General features: G+C 72.1%; 7 protein-coding genes. 1 reads left to right on the forward strand and 6 read right to left on the reverse strand.

Annotation, left to right across the window (positions count from 1 at the left end; translation table 11 throughout):
• Positions 1-279 precede the first annotated feature (279 nt).
• Complete coding sequence (locus IS481_RS07290) at positions 280-2,532, forward strand: InlB B-repeat-containing protein (protein WP_114699292.1); 2,253 nt, start codon at positions 280-282, stop codon at positions 2,530-2,532.
• Between the two features lie 137 nt (positions 2,533-2,669).
• On the opposite strand, the gene IS481_RS07295 is transcribed toward IS481_RS07290, so the two are convergent.
• The 6 genes from IS481_RS07295 to IS481_RS07320 all read right to left on the reverse strand — a co-directional run bounded on the left by IS481_RS07295 (position 2,670) and on the right by IS481_RS07320 (position 15,888).
• Complete coding sequence (locus tag IS481_RS07295; RefSeq protein ID WP_104358107.1) at positions 2,670-3,440, reverse strand: YdcF family protein; 771 nt, start codon at positions 3,438-3,440, stop codon at positions 2,670-2,672.
• A 19-nt stretch (positions 3,441-3,459) separates the two neighbouring features.
• Positions 3,460-4,761 carry a WD40 repeat domain-containing protein gene (locus IS481_RS07300; RefSeq protein ID WP_104358106.1) on the reverse strand — a complete coding sequence of 434 codons (1,302 nt, stop codon included), beginning with the start codon at positions 4,759-4,761 and terminating at the stop codon, positions 3,460-3,462.
• Complete coding sequence (locus IS481_RS07305; RefSeq protein WP_104358105.1) at positions 4,758-5,621, reverse strand: alpha/beta fold hydrolase; 864 nt, start codon at positions 5,619-5,621, stop codon at positions 4,758-4,760. The genes IS481_RS07300 and IS481_RS07305 overlap by 4 nt, the downstream gene beginning before the upstream one ends.
• A complete protein-coding gene (locus tag IS481_RS07310; RefSeq protein ID WP_104358104.1) occupies positions 5,618-6,418 on the reverse strand; it encodes a serine aminopeptidase domain-containing protein in 801 nt (266 codons plus the stop codon). The genes IS481_RS07305 and IS481_RS07310 overlap by 4 nt, the downstream gene beginning before the upstream one ends.
• A gap of 16 nt (positions 6,419-6,434) precedes the next feature.
• On the reverse strand, positions 6,435-7,136 hold the full coding sequence (locus tag IS481_RS07315; protein WP_104358103.1) for a 4'-phosphopantetheinyl transferase family protein: 702 nt from the start codon (positions 7,134-7,136) through the stop codon (positions 6,435-6,437).
• 310 nt (positions 7,137-7,446) lie between these two features.
• Positions 7,447-15,888, reverse strand: a complete 8,442-nt coding sequence (locus tag IS481_RS07320) for a non-ribosomal peptide synthetase (RefSeq protein WP_114699293.1) — start codon at positions 15,886-15,888, stop codon at positions 7,447-7,449.
• Positions 15,889-16,138 lie beyond the last annotated feature (250 nt).

Raw genomic sequence — 16,138 nt, forward strand, 5'->3', positions numbered from 1 at the left:
GCTGTGTCGGTGCTGATCCAGCGTAGCCGCACGACAGGCCACACAGGATGATGGCCACAGGCTTCATTTGCCTCATGCGGATTCCGGATCGGCGCAGCGTTTCCATCCGGATTCGCGGGACTTCTGGATACAAATGCACAGCAAAAGGTTACTTCAGGAGAGGTTGGTTTTTCCGAAAGAAAGAATGAGGGCCGAAAAGGCCTGGCTTCGGAAAAGCCGCAGCGGGATGGCGTGAGGGGCCGTTCTTTCGACCAATTCGATACTCGTTGGGAAACTCAAATGCGTAAACGTTCATACCTGGCACCGGCGGCCATCTGGCTCGCCCTGCTCGTCGCCGGTTGCGGCGGCGGGGGCGGCGGCTCCACGTCCGGCACCGAGAGCGCGGCTCCGGTGGATGCACCGACCGACATCGTCGACGAGCTGGATCCGCAGGAAGAGGCGGATGCCGCCAGCGCGGACATGGAAAGCGCGCAGCGCGTCCTCAGCTCGAACTACTACCGCAAGCGTCCAGTCAAGGTCACGGTGACCGGTTCGGGCACCGTGACGGGCGACCGCGGCGGCATCAACTGCAACGCCAGCGGCGGTCCCCAGTGCTCGGCCAGCTTCTCGCAGCTGACCTACGTGCGCCTGACGGCCAAGCCGGCCAGCGGCAGCAAGTTCACCGGCTGGTCCGGCGCCTGCGCTGGCACCAACACGGTGTGCCGCGTCTCCAACACGGTGGCCCGCAACGTCAAGGCCAACTTCAGCCGCGTCCAGTCGGCGCCGGTGAACTACACGCTCAACGTGTCGGTCTCCGGCAACGGCGGCGTGATCAGCAACCCGGGTGGCGTCAGCTGCGGCACCGCCGGCAGCAACTGCTCTGCGTCCTTCGCCAGCGGCACGACGGTCAAGCTGACGGCCCAGGTGCCGTCGGGCTACGTATTCCAGGGCTGGAGCGGTGCCTGCTCGGGCACGGCCTCGACCTGTCAGGTCACGATGTCACAGGCGCGCAGCGTGAGCGCGGCGTTCGCGGTCGCGCAGCCGACCCGCTACTCGCTCGACGTGGCGGTCTCGGGTACCGGCAACGTGCGCAGCACCCCGTCCGGCATCGACTGCGGCAATTCGGCGACCAGCTGCAAGGCGTCCTACAACGCCGGCACCAGCGTCACGCTGACGGCCACGCCGGCGTCCGGCCAGGTGTTCAACGGCTGGGGCGGTGACTGCGTCGGCAGCGGCAGCAGCTGCACGGTCTCCCTGTCCGCCCAGCGTCGGGTGGAAGCGCGCTTCGTGGCTCAGCAGACCAGCCAGCCGGCGCCGGCTCCCGTGCCGCCGCAGCCTGCCCCGGGCATCGGCACGAGCGCGGGCCTGAGCCCGGCCTGCAGCGCGATCTATGGCTCGAGCAGCCTGTCGCTGAAGACCGGCAACTCGAACGACGCGATCCCGTCGCTGGCCAAGCCGGCCAAGGGCAAGGCGCTGTCCGAGCCGACCTACAAGACCTGCCTGGTGCGGGTGACGGATCACAACGTCGAGCCGCCGTCCGGCTTCGCGCGCAACGACTACTCGCGTCGCCAGGCGTTCAACGCCGACAGCAGCAAGCTCATCGTCTACGCGTATGACGGTCACTGGCACCTGTACGACGCCCAGACGTTCGCGCACCTGAAGACGCTGAACGGTCCCGCGGCCGACGCCGAGCCGCAATGGCACCCGACCGACCCGAACCTGCTGTACTACCTGCCGACCAATGGCGGCATGACGGTGCACGAGCTGAACGTCTCGACCAACACCAGCCGCGTGGTGGGCAACTTCAGCGGCCGCCTGCCGTGGTCCAACGTGGCGCGCCTGTGGACCAAGTCGGAGGGTTCGCCCTCGGCCGACGCCCGCTACTGGGCCTTCCAGGCGGAAACGTCGAACTTCGCGCCGGTGGGCATCGTGGTGTGGGATCGCGTGACGGACACCATCGTCGCGACGATGAACAACTCGGAGCGTCCGGACCACCTGAGCATGAGCCCGTCCGGCAACTATGTGGTGGTGTCGTGGCTGAACCGGGTGGTGGCGTATGACCGCAACCTGAAGAATCCGCGCACCCTGCAGAACAACAGCGAGCACTCCGACATCGCGCTCGACGCGAACGGCGATGACCAGTACGTTGCGGTCGACTACCAGTCGAACAACGGCGCGGTGTTCATGATCAACCTGCGCACCGGCCAGCGTACCGACCTGTTCGGCACCTACATCAGCGGCACGGCCACCGCCCTGCACATCTCGGGCAAGGCGTTCAACAAGCCGGGTTGGGTGCTGGTGTCGACCTATGCCAACTACGGTGGCGCGCAGCAGTGGCTGCACAAGAAGATCATGGCGGTGCAGCTGAAGGCCAACCCGACCATCTACCACCTGGCGCACACCCGCGTGGTCGACAACGGGTACTGGACCGAGCCGCAGGCGTCCGTGAACCGCGACTTCACCAAGGTCCTGTTCACCTCGAACTGGGGCGTCAACAGCAGCATGGACGTCGACGCGTACATGATCGAGCTGCCGGCCGGCGCCATCAAGTAAGCCTTTCCGGACCTTCCGTCCGCCCATGACAGGCCCCCGCAGCGATGCGGGGGCCTTTTTCGTTGGGGCGCGTGTACGGGGAGGCCGTTGCCGGGCCGGGCGGGATGTCCTCCTCGCACCGGCCGGGACCGCGCAGGTCACTGCGCCTGCCCGCGCAGGCGGTACAGCCACAGCCCGGCGATCTCGTGCAGGGCCGCGGCAAAGCGTTCAGGGCCGCCGTTGTGCGGCAGCCAGGCGCGCCAGGTCGGGTCGGCGATCTGCCGGTAATCGACCGGCCAAGGGCGCACGTCGAGCTGCAGCCGTCGCGCGACGGCCAGCGCGCGTGGCATGTGGAGGGCGCTGGTCACCAGCCACACCGGCCCCGGATGACGCCGGATCTCGTCCTGCACCTGCGCCAGGTCCTCGTAGGTGTTGCGCGACCGCGGCGAGTGGCCGATCGCCTCGGCCGGCACGCCGAGCTCCCGGGCGATGCCGCCCATCAGCGCGGCAATCGAGCCGGTATCGTCGCCCGGCGGGCCGCCGGTGAACAGCATGGCCCCACCGGTCTGCCGCCACAGCGCGACGCCCGCGTGCAGCCGTTCCCAGCCATGCTCGTCGAGACGGACCAGGCGGGTGCCGTTGGGGGCCCACATCTGGCCGCTGCCCAGCACGATCACCAGGCTGCCGTCGTGACGCTCGACCACGGGCCGCGGCGCGTCCGGGGGGCCTTCCAGCTGGCGCACCAGCAGGTTGCCGAGCGCCGGCGTGCTGAACACCCAGGCCCACAGCGCGAGGGCGGCCAGCCAGGGACGCCAGCGCCGCAGGGCGGGTGCAGAGGTTCGCCAGGCGTACAGCGCCAGCAGCACGAGGCCGGCGACCAGGTGGAACACCCCGGGCAGCGGCAGCTCGATCGGTGCATTGAAGAACACGGCGGCGGTCTGCGCAGGCTCAGCGGGGCAGGGCGCCCGGCGGCGGGACGACCATGTAGGTGTCGACGTCGGTCTCGCTGTCGGTGCCCCAGTTCGAGTTGAACAGCAGCCGGGTGAAGTCGCGGTTGACGGTGGCCTGCGGCTCGGTCCAGTACTTGGCGTAGCGGCTGCGGTGGTGCGCGAGGTGCACGATGCGCGGGCGGGCCTTCAGCTCGACCGCGAACAGCCGCCGGTGCAGCCATTGCGGCCCGCCGCGGCCGTAGTCCGCGTAGGTCGACACCAGCACCCAGCCGGGCCGCCGGTAGGCCTTGCCCGAGATGTGCAGCGCCGTGGCCGTGCCGTTGACGTAGGTGGGGAACAGGTCGGTGCGCTGGCCGGTGCGCAGGTTGACCATGAACACCGCGCCGTCGCCCGCCTTGTAGTCGACCGCGACGTAGGCGTCGTCGCCGTCGGCGGTCAGCGCGATGTCCGAGTGCTCGCCGGTGCGCTGCAGCGGCCTCGGCTGGGTCAGCTCGCGGGTGAAGGCGACCGGTCCGTCATTCCACGACACGACCACGTAGCGGCCCGACGGGCTCATGCTGAGGTGGTCGGGACGCGACTTGCCGTGCGCGGCGAAGTCGTAGGTGGCGAGGACGCGGTCCTCGACCAGGTCGTAGGTGACGATGCCGAGTCCCTGCCACTGGTCGTCGTCGACCATGAAGGCCCAGTAGCGGCCGTCGGCCGACGGCGAGCCTTCCGAGCGGGTCCAGGCCGCGTGCGCCCGGGGCCAGCGCGCACGCAACCGGCTGGCAAGGTCGGCGACCTCGCGGGCGTGGCCGGTCTCGACGTTGAGCTCGTACAGTCGCATGCCCACCCCGTTGTTCGGCAGGTGGTACAGCCGCTCGGGATCGGTGGGGTGCCATTGGGGCTCGGCGTCGCCGGCCAGCCCGGGCAGCACCTTGAGGTGCTCCAGCGTGCGGGCGTCATACAGGTGCCAGTGGCCGTCCTGGGCGATCACCAGCAGCCGGCTGCCGTCGGCGTTGAAGGCCTGCCGGCGCGAGTAGTCGTGGCGGGCGAAGCCCTGCGGCGGTTCGTTGGCATGGTCGGTGACGCGCACGACGCAGCTGCCGTGCACCGGGTCCAGCAGCGGTCGTCCCTTGGGCGGACGCGGCAGGTCCGGGACCGGGGCAGGCACCATGCCGACCGGCGCCGGCCGGGGCTGGCCGGCCATCAGCGCAGCGCAGTCATCGGCCACCGGACGTGCCTGTGCCGTGCCTGCCATCGTGCAGGCGAGCAGCGTCGCGAGCCACGGGCCGAGGGGACGATGGCGCCGGGCGCTCATGCGGCGTTCCTCTGCGGCAGGGCCTGGACGCGCGAGGCGAGCGCGCGGGCCCAGTCGCCCACCAGTCGCAGCGTCTCGTGCTGGGCCGCCAGCGGCGTCACGGTGTGATCGATGTCGGGCCGGAACTCGCAACGGATGCGTTGCGCGAAGGGATGGTCGCCGAACACGTCCTGGAACTGCTCGGGGTAGTTGTAGGTATTGAGCAGGCTGCCCGAGTACAGCATGACGATGTCGACGCCGCGGTCGACCAGCGCCTGCGTGGCGCGGGCGAAGTCGGCCGCCGGGGGCGTTTCCCGACCGTCGGACGTGTCCGGGGCGTCGCTGCGGCCGAGCAGCCGTGCCGGCAGGTCGGCGGCGCGCTGCACGGCCCAGCCGAGCGACGAGCGCCAGCCGCGTTCCTCGAACTTGCGCTGGTAGAGCAGCCAGCGCGTCTTGCGGGTCGGGTAGGCGTAGCCGTCCAGCATGAACAGGCCCACCAGGCGCTCGTCCTGCTGGGCGCAGGCCCAGCCGTGGTCGGCGCCCGAGCAGATGCCGAACACCGCGAAGCGCTGCACCCCGGTCATGCGCTCGAACTGGTCCATGGCTGCACGCAGGTCGGCCACGGCCTGCTCCCGGTAGGGGGCGGGGCTGCTGCTGGCCCGGCTGTCGCCTTGGCCGGAGAGGTCGAAGCGCAGGCTGGCGATGCCGAGCGAGGCCAGATGGCGTGCCAGCTTGACGTTGATGCGGTGCGGCCCGATGCGATGGATGACGCCGGCGTTGAACAGCAGGACGCCCACCGGTGCGGGTGGCGTGGCGCCGGGCAGCGTCAGCGTGCCGCACAGGTGCCGCTCTGTCCCGAACTGCGTGCAGATCTCGTTCATGGCGCGGTCTCGATGTGCGAGGCCAGCAGCTGTACCGCCTCGGACGGCACCAGCGCTGTGTTGATGGCTTCTTCCGAGGTCCAGTCGAACTGGTGGGTGAAGGCGACGACCTCCGGGACGTTGCCCTGCTCGCGCAGGGCCGCGGCCAGGTCGTCGGCGTGCGCGTCGCCGGGCGGCGCGACCAGGGTGACGCGGCTGCTGCGGGGCAGCGGCATGCGCCGCAGGTCCGCGGCGCGCAGCTGCTGCCGCAGGGCCGCGCCGAGCCCGAACCCGAGCGCTTCGTCATGGGTCTCGACCTGCAGCAGGACGGGCGGGACGATGCTGTAGCTTTCCGCGAGCGCCTGCCGGTGGCGTTGTGCGAGGTGGTCGAGGTAGTGCTGGCCGGAGACGACGGGCTCCCACAGCACGAGTGCGGTCGGGGGGCGGGGCGCGTCCGGGGCGGCCATCAGGGCCAGCGTGGCCCCGAGCCGTGCGCCCACCCAGACGCTGGCCGTGCAGCCCGAGCGTTGCAGCAGTTCCGCATGGGCCGTGCAGAGATCCTGGCGCCAGCCGAGCAGGTCGCCCTGCTCGTCGTCGCCGGCGGCTTCGCCGGTGCCGTAGTAGTCGAACCGCAGCACGTGGCGCCCGGCGCGGGCGAGCCGCTCGGCCAGGACGCGGAACATGCGATGCGTACGCACGGCTTCCTGGCCAAGCGGGTTGCAGATCAGCACCGCCGTGCTGCGCGGCTGCGATCCCATGGGCGGGTGGTGCACGCCGTAGAGCTGTCGGGAGGGGGCACCGAATCGGAAAGGCTGCATGGACGGGTGAATCAGGTCAGGAGGTGGCGGCCAGCGAGGCGGGCAGGGGACCGACGAGCTGCGCCAGCGCGCAGACCAGATCGGCGTCGACCGGTTCGGTCCACACGCGCACGCGAGCCGGGCTCGACGGGGTCGGGATGGTGACGTCGCGCTCGACCGGGGCGAGTCCGGCCTCGAAGGTCTCCGGCGTGATGCTGAGGCCGGAGCCGATGGCCTTCAGGCAGGCTTCCTTGCGGGTCCAGCCACGCAGGAAGGCCAGGTCGCGCCGTGCGGTGCCGGCGGCAGCCAGTTCCTGCTGCTCGGTCGCGGTGAAGTTGCGCCCGGCCAGCGCCTCGGCATCCGGCATCGCGTGCAGCACCTCGACGTCGACGCCGATCTCGCCCTCGGGCGCGAGCGCGATCACGGCCACGTCATCGCTGTGGCTCATGTTGAAGGCGCAGCGCGGCAGGTGGTCGGCCAACCGCGGCTTGCCGAACGGCCCCTCGGCGTAGGCGAGCGCGTGCGGCGGCATGTCCACGTACCGCGCCAGCACCCGGCGCAGCGCCACGTGGGCAGCCAGGTAGCGGCGCCGGTCGCGCTCGAAGCGAAAGCGTGCCGCGCGTGCACGCTCGGCGTCCGACAGCGTGGCGATGTCTTCGTCGTGCGGCGCCTGCCCGAGCGACGCGAGCCACAGCTGGAAGGGCGGACGCACGGGCAGGGCAACGAGGGCGGTGCTCATCGGCGGAACCCGGCCGCGGCGGCGAGGCCGGGCATCATCGGACGGACGGGCGCGGGGCACAAGGCAGGAGTACCGAGGGGAACTGCACGGGGTGTCGTCATGGTGCGTGTGGACAGCCGAGGGGGCGGTGCGGCGGCGGCACGTTCCGTCCCTGCAGCGGCACCGTCACATCGGCCGTTTTTGTTACGCGAGGTTAAGCGGCGCGGGCGCGTGCACCTACCCCTCGTCCGAGGGATGGCCGGCCCGGGCCGTGCGCTGCGTCACGGCCCCGGGTGACGGCCGGGCGGGTGGCAAGTCCCCCGGGGCGCCTTCAGTCCTCGACGGACGCGCGTGCCCGCGCGCGACGGCTGCGAGGCAGGCGGTCCAGCCACGAGCGCCGGGGCGGCGGTGCGGCTTCGGGCGCCATGGAGGCCGCGATCTGCGCGAGGGTTTCGAAGATGAGGCGACGCACGGGGATGCGGGAGCCGAGGGCGGCCTCCATTTCGCCGACGGCGCGCATGGCCAGCAGGGAGTGGCCGCCGAGGTCGAAGAAGTTGTCCGAGGGGCTCACGTGGTCGATGCCCAGCAGGCGCTTCCAGATCTCGGCCACCGCGGCCTCGGCCGGGGTGCGCGGTGCGGCCGCATCGCGCACGGGCGCCGAAGCGTCCGCGCTGGCCTCGGTGGGTGCGGGCAGCGCCTTGCGGTCGATCTTGCCGTTGGGCAGCAGCGGGATGGCCTGCAGCTGCACGTAGTGCTGCGGCAGCATGTACTCGGGCAGGCTCTGGCGCAGGTGCTCGCGCAGCGCCTGCGCGCCGGGCATCTCGTCGCGGGGCACGACGTAGGCCACCAGGCGCGCGTCGCCGGGGCGGTCCTCGCGCACGATCACGACGTTGCGCGCGACCTGCGGGTGCGTGGCCAGGTTGGCCTCGATCTCGCCGAGCTCGATGCGGTAGCCGCGCACCTTGACCTGGAAGTCCATGCGCCCGTGGTGCTCGAGCAGCCCGTCATGGCGCCAGCGGCCGCGGTCGCCGGTGCGGTACAGGCGGGCGCCGGGGCGCCACGGATCGTCGATGAAGCGCTCGGCGGTCAGCTCCGGGCGGCGCAGGTAGCCCAGCGTGACGCCGTCGCCGCCGATGCAGATCTCGCCGGGCACGCCGATGGGGCACGGCTGGCCGCGAGGGTCGAGGATGTGCACCTGGGTGTTGGCGATGGGTCGGCCGATGGTGATGTCGCGCGCATCGGTGATGCGCATGATGGTGGACCACACCGTGGTCTCGGTGGGGCCGTACATGTTCCACAGCTGGCCGCAGCGCTCGAGCAGCTGCGCGGCCAGGTCCGGCGGCAGGGGCTCGCCGCCGATGAGCGCCTTGAAGGCCGGGGAGCCGGCCCAGCCGGCCTCGACGAGCATGCGCCAGGTTGCCGGGGTGGCCTGCATGACGGTGGCCTGCGAGGACAGCAGCAGCGCGCACAGCGCCTGGCCGTCCATGGCCTCGTCGCGGCTGGCCAGCACGATCTGTGCGCCCACGCTCAGCGGCAGCAGCAGCTCCAGCACCGCGATGTCGAAGGACAGCGTGGTCACGGCCAGCAGGCGGTCCGAGGCGCTCAGGCCCGGCGCGCGGGCCATGCTCAGCAGGAAGTTGACCACGGCGCGGTGGGGCACGACCACGCCCTTGGGGCGGCCGGTGGAGCCGGAGGTGTAGATCACGTAGGCCGCGTCCTCGGGGCGGGCGGCGAGCTCGTCGGCGGGCGGGGGCGAGTCGGGCTGGGCGGCAAGGAGCGCGGCGTCGGCGTCGACGAGCAGGGTGCGCTCGCGCGGCCAGGGCAGCAGGCCGGTGAGCGAGGACTGGGTCAGCAGCAGGGCGAGCTGGGCGTCCTGGGCCATGTAGGCCAGGCGCTCGGCGGGGAAGGCCGGGTCGAGCGGGACGTAGGCGGCGCCGGCCTTGAGGATGGCCAGCTGGGCGACGAGCATCTCGGGGCTGCGCTCCAGGCACAGGCCGACGAGCTGGCCGCGGGAGATGCCGCGCGCGCGCAGGGCGTGGGCCAGGCGGTTGGACAGCGCCTCCAGCTCGGCGTAGGTGAGCGAGCGCGGCCCGCGGCGCAGGGCGACGGCCGCGGGGTGGCGCTGCACGGGGCCGGCCAGCAGCTGCGGGATCGTGGCCGCAGCAGGGTCGTAGCCCATGCCCGTGTCGTTCCAGCGCGCGAGCTGGGCCCGTTCGGCGTCGGTGCACAGGCGGTAGGCCGTCACCGGTTGCCCGGGGTCGGCCAGCACCTGTTCCAGCAGCAGGACGTAGTTGTCGAGCAGGCGCTGCGCGGTCTCGGGCAGGAACAGGTCGGTGCTGTATTCCAGGTAGGCCCGGCCGGTGACCTCGGTGTCGACGTGCAGCGACAGGTCGAACTGTGCCGAGCCGCGGTCGAAGTCGAACGGCTGCGGCGTGAGCCCGTCCAGGCGCAGCTGGCCCATCGGGGCGTTCAGCACGTTGAAGAGCACCGACACGTTGAGCGGATGCTCGCTCTGGCGGTTGCCTTCCAGCACCTCGACGAGATGGTCGAAGGCGATGTCCTGGTGGGCGTAGGCATCCAGTGCGGTCGAGCGCACGCGTGCCAGCAGCTCGGTGAAGCTGATGGGGTCGGCCAGCGAGGTGCGCATCACCAGGGTGTTGACCAGCGTGCCGATCAGGTGTTCGGACTGGTAGTGGGTGCGGTTCGCGATGGGCGTGCCGACCGCGATGTCGTCCCCGCCGGTGTAGCGCGCTAGCAGCAGCTGGAAGCAGGCCAGCAGCGTCATGAACGGCGTCGCCCCGTGGCGCGCGCTGAAGCGCTGCAGGGCGACCCGGGTCTGCGGCGACAGCTCGACCATCGCGTGGCTGCCGCGGAAGCTCGGTTGCGCCGGACGAGGGCGGTCGAAGGGCAGCGCCAGCGGCTCGATGCCGGCCAGCTGCCGGCGCCAGTACTCGAGCTGTCCGGCCAGGGCTGCGCCATCAAAGTGGCGGCGTTGCCATACGGCGTAGTCGACGTAGCCGATCTCGGGCGCCGGCAGCTTCTGCAGCGTGGCCTTGCCGGGCTGGTACAAGGCGGCGAACTCGCGCAGCAGCACCATGCCGGACCACTGGTCGCCGATGGCGTGATGCGCCAGCCACATCATCACGTGGTCGTCCTCGTCCAGGCGGGCAAGGAAGGTCCGGTGCAGCGGGTAGCGGGCCAGGTCGAAGGGCACGCCGGCCTGCTCGCCCAGCCAGGCCGCGACCTGGCGTTCGCGCTGGTCGGCGGGCAGGTGGCTGAAGTCGGCCTCCGTGATGGCCACCGGTTGCGGCGGATGGATGAACTGCATCGGCTCGCTGCCGACCAGCTCCAGCGTGGTGCGGAAGGCTTCGTGGCGCTCGACCAGGGCGTCCAGGGCCCGCTGCAGTGCGGCGCGGTCGAGCCGGCCGCGCAGCCGCACCGCGCACGGCATGTTGTAGGCGGTGCTGTGCGGGGCCATCTGCTGGACCAGCCACATGCGGCGCTGCGAGAACGACACCGGCAGCGGGCCGTCGCGCGGCACGCGTTCGATCGCTGGCAACAGCGCCCGTGCACGTTCCGGGGCGTCCAGCAGCCGGGCGAGCCGGGCGATGGTGGGCGCTTCGAACAAGGCGCGCAGCGGCAGCTCGGCCTGCATCACCTGACGCACGCGCGAGACCACCTGCGTGGCCTGCAGCGAATGCCCACCCAGCTCGAAGAAGCCGTCGTGCACCCCGAAGTCACCATGCCCCAGCACGTCGCGCCAGATGTCCCACAGGATCTGTTCGACGGGATTGCGCGGTGCCACGCGCGCCGCGTCTTCGGCCTGCGGCGCCGGCGCAGGCAGCGCGCGGCGGTTCAGCTTGCCGTTGGGCAGGCGGGGCAGGGCATCCAGGCCGACGAAGGCGGCCGGCACCATGTAGTGCGGCAGGCGGGCCTGCAGCCGCGCGCGCAGCGCGGCCGGGTCCACGCCCGGGGCGACCACGTAGGCCACCAGCTGGGGCTGGCCGGGGCGGTCCTCGCGCAGCACGACGGCGCTGTGCTGCACGCCCTCGCAGGCGTTCAGCGCGGCCTCCACCTCGCCCAGCTCGATGCGGAAGCCGCGCAGCTTGACCTGGGCGTCGAGGCGGCCGAGGAACTCGATGTGACCGTCGCGCAGGTAGCGCGCCCGGTCGCCGGTGCGGTACAGGCGTTCGCCCGGGTGGAAGGGATCCGGCACGAAGCGCTCGGCGGTGAGCGCCTCGCGTCCCAGGTACCCGCGGCCCACGCCGGCGCCGCCGATGTACAGCTCGCCGGGCACGCCGATCGGCACCGGCTGCCCGTGCGCGTCGAGGATGTGGCAGCGCACGTTGGCGATCGGCTTGCCGATGGGCACCAGGCCCGGGCCTTCCGGCGGCGCGGTCAGCTCGTAGTGGGTGGCGTCGTCGCTCGCTTCGCTGGGGCCGTAGAAGTTGCCCAGCGTCACGCCGGGCAGGCGCTGCAGGACCTCGCGCGCCAGCCCGCGTTCCAGCGCCTCGCCGCCGCTGATCAGGTGGCGCAGGCGGGTGCAGCGCGACAGCCCGGGCTCGTCCAGCAGCGCGCGCAGGGCCGACGGCACCATCTGCACGGCGGTGATCGACTCGGCTTCCAGGGTGCGCACCAGCGCACCGGTGTCGAGGTGCTCGCCCGGGCGGGCCAGCACGACGGCCGCGCCCGCGGCCAGTGGCGTGAAGAACTCCCAGATCGCCGCGTCGAAGCTGATCGAGGTTTTCTGCAGCACGCGGTCGCCGGCGTCCAGACGCAGCGTCTCGCGCAACCACAGGATGTGGTTGGTCAGCCCCTTGTGCGTCAGCAGGGCGCCCTTGGGCTGGCCGGTCGAGCCGGAGGTGTAGATCACGTAGGCCAGGTCGTCCGGCCGCGTGGTCACCGCCGGAGGCTGCGTCGGCTGGTCCTGCAGCAGTTGCCAGCCGTCCAGCACCACCGCGGGGATCGCGGTGGCCGGCAGGCGCTCGCGCGTGTGCGGCTGGGTCAGCAGGGCGCTCGGGGCGCTGTCCTGCAGCATGAAAGCCAGGCGCTCGGCGGGGTAGTCGGGGTCCAGCGGCACGAACGCGGCACCGGCCTTGAGCACGGCCATCAGCGCGACCACCAGCTCCAGCGAGCGCTCCATCGCCACGGCCACCAGGCTGCCGGGGGCCACGCCATGCGCGGCCAGCAGGTGGGCGGCCTGGTTGCTCAGGCGGTCGAGCTCCGCGTAGCTCAGCTCCTGGCCGTCGAAGCGGGCGGCGAGCGCGTGGGGATGCTCGCGGGCGATCTGCCCGAACAGCTGGTGCACGCCCAGCTCGAGCGGGTACGGCCGGGAGGTGGCGTTCCACTCGTGGACGATCTGGCGCCACTCCACCTCGTCCAGCAACGGCAGGCGCGAGACCGGCTGCGCGGGATCGCGCACGACGGCTTCCAGCAGGTGGCGGTAGTGCCGGGCCAGGCGCTCGATGGTGTCGGGCTCGAACAGGTCGCGGCTGTACTCGAACTCGCCGCGCAGGGCGCCGTCCGTCTCGAAGAACGAGGCCCACAGGTCGATCTTGGCCGTGCCGGTGTGCAGCGGCAGGGGCGACACCTTTGCGCCCTCGAGCGCCATGGCGAGGTCGGGCATGTTCTGCAGCGCGAAGGCCACCTGGTACAGCGCGTTGCGGCTCGGGTCGCGCGGCAGCCCCAGGGCGGCCACCAGCTTGTCCGAGGGCAGCGACTGGTGCGCGTAGGCGTCCAGCGCGGTCGCACGCACGCGGGCCAGCAGCTCGCGGAAACCGGGATCGCCGCCCAGGTCGGTGCGCAGCACCAGCGTGTTCGAGAAGAAGCCGACCGTGTCCTGGAACTCGGGCCGCAGCCGGGCCGCCACCGGCGAGCCCACCGCGATGTCGTCCTGTCCGGTGTAGCGCATCAGCAGCGTCTTGAACACCGCGAGCAGCACCATGAACAGGCTGGCGCCCTCGTCGCGCGCCAGGGTGCGCAGCTGGCGCACCAGAGGCTCGGGCAGCTCCAGCGTCACCATGCCGCCGGCATGGCTCGGGCGCGGCGGGCGCGGGTGGTCGGTCGGCAGCTCCAGCGGCTGCAGGCCGGCCAGGCGCTCGCGCCAGTGCTCGATGTCGGCCAGGGCGGCGCCCTGGTCCAGGTGCTCACGCTGCCACCGGACGAAGGCGCCGTAGGGTGTCGCGGCAGGCAGGGACGGCACCTCGCCCTGCACATGGGCCGCGTACAGCCGGCCCAGTTCGCGCGCGATCACGCCCATCGACCAGCCGTCGGCCACCAGGTGGTGTACCACCAGCAGCAGCACGTGGCGACGGGCGTCCAGCCGGAACAGGCGAGCTCGCAGCAGCGGCGGCCAGGCGAGGTCGAACGGCTCGCGGGCGTGCTGCTCCAGCAGGCGCTGCAGCGCCTGCCCGGTGGTGTCGGGGGGCAGCTCGGTCACCGGCAGGGGCAGGTCGATCGCCGGGGTGACGGTTTGCGTCGGCACGCCGTCGAGGTCCTGCAGCCCTGTGCGCAGCGCGTCATGGCGCGCGACCAGGGCCTGCAGGCTGCGCTGCAAGGCCGCCATGTCGAGCGGGCCGTCGATGTGCAGTGCCTGGGCGATGTTGTACATCGCGCTGGGCCCGGCCAGCCGCTCGACGAACCACACGCCTTCCTGGGTGGCCGACAGCGGCTGCCGGGACGCGGGCGGCGCAAGGGGCGGCTCCGGACGGGCGGGTTCGGTCACCGGCGCCGGGGCTGCCAGGGCATGCGCCAGATGACCGAGGTTCGGTTGCTGCAGCAGCAGGCCCGGCGGCAGTTCGCGGTCGAGCAGCTGTTCGAGCTGGTGGGCCAGCCGGAAGGTGGACAGCGAGTCCAGGCCGGCCTCGAACAGGTTGGCGTCCAGCGGCACGTCCTGCGGGTCGCGACGCAGCAGGCGCGCCGCCAGGCGTCGGATGGCCCGGCCCAGGGCCGCCTCGCGGTCGGGGCTGGCCTCCACCTCGGCGCGCAGGGTCGCGAGCAGCGCGGCGTCATCCTGGTCGGGGGCGGCCTCGGCTTCGGCCTGCAGGTCCAGGTGCAGGATCTCCAGCCGGCCGGCGAGGTAGTCCTGCTTGCAGCTGGAGCGCCGGATCTTGCCGCTGGAGGTGCGTGGCACGCTGCCGCTGCGCACCAGGGCGATGGCATGGACCGGCAGGTCATGTTCCTCGGCGATCGCGCGGCGGATGCCGGCCGCGATGGCGGGCAGGTCCGGCGCCGCCACGCGGCGTTCCAGTTCCTGCACCAGCACCAGCCGCTCGCCGTTTTCTGCATCGGGTCCCTCGATCGCGAAGGCGGCGCCGTAGCCCTGGCGCAGCGCGGCGTGGGTGCGCTGCGCCGTCCACTCGATGTCCTGCGGGTAGTGGTTGCGCCCGCGGATGATGATCAGGTCCTTCAGTCGTCCGGTGACGAACAGCTCGCCATCGTCGACGAAGCCGAGGTCGCCGGTGCGCAGGAAGGGGCCTGCGCCTTTCGCGGTGCGCGCGTCGAAGCTGTTGGGGCCGTCCTGCGCCTGGCGCCAGTAGCCCCGGCCGACGCTGCTGCCGCGCACCCAGATCTCGCCGACCTGGCGCGCCGCGCATTCGCGCCGGGTCTTCGGGTCGACGATGCGCATCTCCATGCCGTCGATGGCGCGGCCGCAGCCCATCACCAGGCGCGCAGGCCGGCCCGGGCGGGCGGGTTCCGCGCGGCCGGCGGCCAGGGCCTCGGCGTCGCAGGCCTCGACGCGCTGCACTCCGTCGGCGGGCTTGAGGGTGACGGTCAGCACCGTCTCGGCCATGCCGTAGCCGGCCGCGAAGGCGGTGCGGCGCCAGCCGTGCGGACCGAACGCGGCCTCGAAGCGGCGGATGGTCTCGTGCTGGATCGGCTCGGCGCCGCAGGTGGCCGACAGCAGGCTGTCGAGCCGGCCCCGCCAGGACGGCGCCTGCTGCAGGGCCCGCGTGCACGCGGCATAGGCGAAGTTGGGCGCGCCGGTGTGCGTGATCCCGAAGTGCCCGATCGCGTCGAGCCAACGCAGCGGGCGGCGCAGGAAGGTCAGCGGCGACATCAGGTAGCTGGCCGCACCGGCATGCAGGGGCCACAGCAGGCCCGAGACCAGGCCGTAGTCATGGTGCTGCGGCAGCCAGCACAGGGCGCGGCTGTCCCGGTCCATCGCCAGCGCGGCCACGGCGCCGCGGCACTGGGCCACCACGTTGGCGTGCGTGAGGATCGCCCCGCGTGGCGCGCTGGTCGAGCCGGAGGTGTATTGCAGGTAGGCCACGTCGTGCGGCGTGACGGCAGGATCCGCGTCCGCCTGCGGCAGGGGATCGAGTCCGTCCAGCGCGCACCAGGGCGTGGGGCCGGGCGCCTGCGCCGCGGCGGGCAGCAGGTCGGCCGTGGTCAGCACCAGGGTCGCCTCGGCATCGTCGATGATGGCCTGCAGTCGTGGCAGGCTGTTCTTCGCGCGCACCGGGTCGGGCGCCGGCACCGGCACCGCGATGCGGCCGCTCAGCACGCAGCCCCAGAAGTCACGGACGAAGGCGAGGCCCGCCGGGTGGGCCAGCAGGACCCGGTCGCCCGGGCGGGTGCGGGCGGCGATGTGGGCGGCGGCAGTGCGGGCCTGTTGCAGCAGTTCGGCGTAGGTCCAGCGCGCGTCCTGTTCGAGCGTGTCGCGTACGTAGGCGTAGGCCAGGTCGTGCGGGTGCTGCTCGCACCTCCAGAGCAGCAGGGCGGCGAGGGTGTCGACCTCGGGGGGCGGCAACGGACGGGAAGCAGATTGCATAAGTCCCAAAGGGGGCGGGCCGGGCCATGGCGCCGGAAACTCGCGTCGATCGGAGGTGTCGGCAGCGCCCGCATTGCAGGCCTGTGACACCGCGTTTCTACTTGTGACTGAAGGGTAGGCAGCCTCTGCAGCCGCCCCTATCCCCCGTCCGAGGGGTGTCTTGCAGGAGGCGTGAGGTTTCTCACGGGAACGCGGGACACGCGTCCTGCGGCGGGAGCCGGGCGGGGCTGGTGCGCCCCCGGGGCGGCCG

Origin of the sequence: Caldimonas thermodepolymerans (assembly GCF_015476235.1) — a bacterium.
Taxonomy (GTDB): domain Bacteria; phylum Pseudomonadota; class Gammaproteobacteria; order Burkholderiales; family Burkholderiaceae_C; genus Caldimonas; species Caldimonas thermodepolymerans.